The sequence below is a fragment of the Geomonas sp. genome, assembly GCF_035254065.1.
Classification (GTDB): Bacteria; Desulfobacterota; Desulfuromonadia; order Geobacterales; family Geobacteraceae; genus Geomonas.
On record NZ_DATFBA010000295.1, the window covers coordinates 1 to 4,474 of the forward strand.

At 63.8% G+C, this 4,474-nt stretch carries 5 protein-coding genes; all 5 read right to left on the reverse strand.

Annotation, left to right across the window (positions count from 1 at the left end; all coding sequences use genetic code 11):
- A partial coding sequence (locus tag VJ604_RS13440; RefSeq protein ID WP_518517915.1) for a DUF1090 domain-containing protein occupies positions 1-917 on the reverse strand: 917 nt, incomplete at its 3' end.
- Positions 910-1,284, reverse strand: coding sequence for a response regulator (locus VJ604_RS13445; RefSeq protein WP_324083305.1), 375 nt, complete (start codon positions 1,282-1,284; stop codon positions 910-912). The genes VJ604_RS13440 and VJ604_RS13445, both read right to left, overlap by 8 nt.
- An 89-nt stretch (positions 1,285-1,373) precedes the next feature.
- Complete coding sequence (locus tag VJ604_RS13450; RefSeq protein WP_324083306.1) at positions 1,374-1,772, reverse strand: hypothetical protein; 399 nt, start codon at positions 1,770-1,772, stop codon at positions 1,374-1,376.
- A gap of 163 nt (positions 1,773-1,935) precedes the next feature.
- Positions 1,936-3,417 (reverse strand): glutamate synthase subunit beta, encoded by a 1,482-nt coding sequence (locus VJ604_RS13455; RefSeq protein WP_324083307.1) that lies wholly within the window; start codon positions 3,415-3,417, stop codon positions 1,936-1,938.
- 32 nt (positions 3,418-3,449) lie between these two features.
- Positions 3,450-4,474: GltB/FmdC/FwdC-like GXGXG domain-containing protein (locus VJ604_RS13460; protein WP_518517916.1), on the reverse strand; the 1,025-nt coding region annotated here is incomplete at its 5' end.

Here is a 4,474-nt window from a genome sequence, read left to right on the forward strand (position 1 = left end):
ACCAGACCTTGCTGCGCTGCCTTGAGGTCCGCCGTCCTTTCCTCGACCGCCTTTTCGAGCTGGTCGTGATGTGCTCTGAGTTCAGCCTCCGCTCCCAGTTTTGCCTTGATCTCCCCGGTTAGCTGCCGGTTCAGCCCATCGACCGCCTCCTTTGCGTTCCTGAGGCCCTCCAGCATTTCCAGGTTTTCGAACCTCAACAGGAAAGAGGTCCGGTTCATGAAACAGTTGTGCTGGGATATACGCCACAGCAAAAGGATGTAGAGGAAGGCCATCCCCCCCATGGCGTAGTGGAAATCGTCTCCGACCAGGATGAAGCGGATCGCGAAGGGAAGCATCGCCGGCAGCGCGAAGGCGGCGTAGCCGTACTTCGCGTTGGAAAAGGTGGAGGCCGCCCCAGCCGCCATTCCTCCCAGCACGAAGGCGACGAAGACCTGATGGGCGATGGAGTAGGAGAGAGGGAAAAGACCGATGCTCCCCCAAGCCGCACCGGACAAAACGATGCTACCGACAAAGCGGTTCACCCATTTCGAGGCTTCCGCCGGCGGTGGTTGCTGCCGTCGGAACCGCATCACCAGGAGCAGTCTGCCGGCCGTGATGACCAAGATCAAGAGCAGCCAGGAGGCAATGACCCGGTAGGGAATGACGGTCTTCATGACCATGAAGACGATAACGGAGTTGATAACGGTGGCCAGGAAACCTATGGGGGCGAGGGCGTAGAGTTGCTTGACCTGCTCCGCCAGTATCTGCCTCTCTTTGCCGTTGCGGTCGAGCCTCTGCCGGGCACCGTCAGTGCCTCCGTCGGCGCCGCCACCCTCCGGTGGGGAAAGGCAGCGCTGGGTGCCCAGATGGGGGCGAAGCCTCCAGCCCGGGCCGAGCGGGGCGACTGCCGCAAGGAGGTGGGAGAGTGTCCTAAGCACGGCCCTTGGCGTGTTTCTCGACCACGCTGAACAACTCGTCAAGGTTGATCGGCTTGGTAACGACGGCATCCATCCCGGCCTGCAGGCACATCTTCCGCTCGGTATCGAGGGCGAATGCGGTGACGCCGATGATCACGGTATGGCCCCCGCGCGACACCTCCTGCTCCCTGACGAGGCGAGCGGCCTCCATTCCGTCCATCACCGGCATCTGCACATCCATGAAGATGACGTCGAACTCGTCCTGCTGCCAGGCTCGCACGGCACTCTTGCCGTCGCTCACCAGGGTGCATTCCATCCCTTCCCTGGCCAGTGCCGTTGCAAACAACCGCTGCATCGTTTCGTTGTCTTCGACGACGAGTACTCGCATGGTGGGGCTCCCTATGCTGGTAGAGTTGGGCCGTCAACGGCTCTTCAAGCATGGTAACACCCTGAATTTTAAAAATAAACGTTTTGCGGTCAGGATCGTTTCTGGGCGGGGCGGCCGCCGATGGCGAAGGAAAGGCTGGCCAGACGGCGGTGGGGGTAGGCGGGGTCGACGATGGGGATGCCCTTGATGCAGGTTACCAAGCCGGCCGACTGGGCCTCGGAGAAGCACTCGTGAGCGGCGTTTCTGAGGGTGTCGAAGAAAATGACGCTGGATACCATCGCCTGGTAGCAGGAGGCTCCCAGCACCTCATGGGGCCTGAGGCCGGCGAAGTAGCCGCCGCAGCCGATCAAGGCGACAAAGGGGGCGGTGAGCAGGGCGGTGTAGAGCAGGAGGGTAGTCCGGGCGGAGATGGCCTCCTTGGTGAGCCGTACTCCTTCCCACGGGTCTTCCTCGTCCCACTCATACGGGTCATGATGGCGATGCTCCATTGCGTCCCCTCCCGACGTTCAGTTCCTGGCTACCTGACCGTCCTGGCTATTGTACCGGAACGAAAAGTGGAAGCTAGCATTTTAGGGGAAGGAGGTCAATCCCGGAATAAAAAAAGGCACCCGGTGGTCCGGGTGCCTTTTCCACTGTTACTGGCGCTTAAGCCTAGGGGAGCTCGGTGTCTCCCATCAGGAAGCGGTCGCACTCGCGTGCCGCGCCGCGTCCCTCGTTGAAGGCCCAGACCACCAGGCTTTGGCCGCGGCGGCAGTCGCCGGCCGCGAAGACGCCGGGGAGGCTGGTCGCGTAGCGGCCGTAGTCGGCCTTGATGTTGCTGCGGCCGTCGCGCTCCACGCCGAGGGCCTCCGGCAACTCCTGCTCGGGGCCCAGGAAGCCCATGGCGAGCAGCACCAGGCCGGCGGGGCGCACCTTTTCGGTGCCGGGTACCGGGACGGGTATGAACTGCCCCTTGTCGTTCTTCTGCCACTCCACCTCTACGGTGTGTACCGCTGTCACGTTCCCTTCGGCATCGCCTTCAAACTTGGTCGCCGTGGTCACGAAGACGCGCGGGTCGGCGCCGAACTTGGCCTCCGCTTCCTCCTGGCCGTAGTCGACCTTGTGGGTCTTCGGCCATTCGGGCCAGGGGTTGTCGGCTGCGCGGGTGTCGGGGGAGCGGGGCATGATCTCCAGCTGGGTCACCGAGGTGCAGCCGTGGCGGAGCGAGGTGCCGACGCAGTCGGTGCCGGTGTCGCCGCCGCCGATGATGATGACGTCTTTCCCCTTGGCCGAGATGTAGTCGGCCCCCTGGTTGAGCACCGCCTTGGTGTTGGCGGTGAGGAAATCCATGGCGAAGTGGATCCCCTTGAGCGAGCGCCCCTCGACGGGGAGGTCGCGGGGGACGGTGGCGCCGGTGGCGAGCACCACGGCGTCGAACTCGCTCTTGAGCTTCTCCACCGGGTAGTCGGCGCCGCCGATGGCGGTGTTGCAGACGAAGGAGATCTTCTCCTGCTCCATGAGGCGGATGCGGCGCAGCACCACCTCGCGCTTGTCGAGCTTCATGTTGGGGATGCCGTACATCAGAAGCCCCCCCGGCAGGTCGGCACGCTCGAACACGGTCACCTGGTGACCGGCCTTGTTGAGCTGGGCTGCCGCCGAGAGGCCGGCGGGGCCGGAGCCGACCACCGCCACCCTCTTGCCGCTTCTGAAGGTGGGCGGGTTGGGGACCATCCACCCTTCCTCCCAGGCGCGGTCGATGATGCTCACCTCGATGTTCTTGATGGTGACCGGCGGATCGATGGAGCCCAGGGTGCAGGAGCCTTCGCAGGGAGCGGGGCATACCCGGCCGGTGAACTCCGGGAAGTTGTTGGTCCTCAACAGCCTGGCCAGCGCCTGTTTCCAGAGCCCGCGGTAGACCAGGTCGTTGAACTCAGGGATCAGGTTGTTGACCGGGCAGCCGCAGGCCATGCCGGAGACCAGCATGCCGGTGTGGCAGAAGGGGATGCCGCAGTCCATGCACCGGGCACCCTGGATGCGGAGTTTCTCCTCCGGAAGGTGCAGGTGAAACTCATTCCAGTCCTTGCTCCTCTCCAGCGGCTCGCGATCGGCCGGGAGTTCGCGAAGGTATTCCATGAATCCGGTTGGTTTTCCCATAGCTTTATCCTATCTGAAGAATTGTCTCGATTTTAGTGTGCAGCGGCGGCGTTCTCTGCGAACGCGGCGGCCAGCGCCTCGTCGCCGCTCAAGCCGGCGGCCTGGGCACGCTCCAGGGCCTGGAGCACCCGCTTGTAATCCATCGGCATGACCTTGACGAACTGGCGGGCATAGCTGCTCCAGTTCTCGAGGATCGCGATGGCCCGGGAGCTGCCGGTCAGTTCCGCATGCCGCTCGATCATCGCCTTGAGGAGGTCAAGGTCCTGCTCGGTCGGCTGCTCCAGCGCCGCCATTTCCGTGTTGCAGCGGTTCCTGAAGTCGTTCTTGTCGTCAAGGACATAGGCGACACCGCCGCTCATGCCGGCCGCGAAGTTCCTGCCGGTCTCACCAAGGACCACCACGGTCCCGCCGGTCATGTACTCGCAGCCATGGTCGCCGACCCCTTCCACCACCGCTTCGACCCCGGAGTTGCGCACGGCGAAGCGCTCCCCGGCGATGCCGTTTATGTAGGCGCTGCCGCTGGTGGCGCCGTAGAGTGCGACGTTGCCGGCGATGATGTTCTCCTCGGCCTTGAACTTCGACCCGGCGGGGGGGTAGACCACGATGGTGCCGCCGCTTAGCCCCTTGCCGAGGTAGTCGTTCACGTCCCCGGTGAGTTCCAGGGTCATCCCTTTCGGCACGAAGGCGCCGAAACTCTGACCGGCGGAGCCGTGGAACTTGAGCCGGACCGTGTCGTCGGGGAGCCCTTCCGCGCCGAAGGCGCGGGTGATCTCGTTGCCGACGATGGTGCCGACTACCCGGTCCACGTTGGTGATCGGGAATTCGGCGCTGACCTTTTCTCCCTTCTCGATGGCCGGTTTGCAGATGTCCAAAAGCTTGGTCATGTCGAGCGACCGGTCGAGGCCGTGGTCCTGGGCCTCGGTGCAGTAGCGGCTCCTCTTGATCCCCATTTCCGGCTGGTACAGGATATTGCTGAAGTCCAGCCCCTTGGCCTTCCAGTGGGCGATGGCACGTTTGGGCTCCAGCCGGTTGGCGCGGCCGACCATGTCGTTGAAGG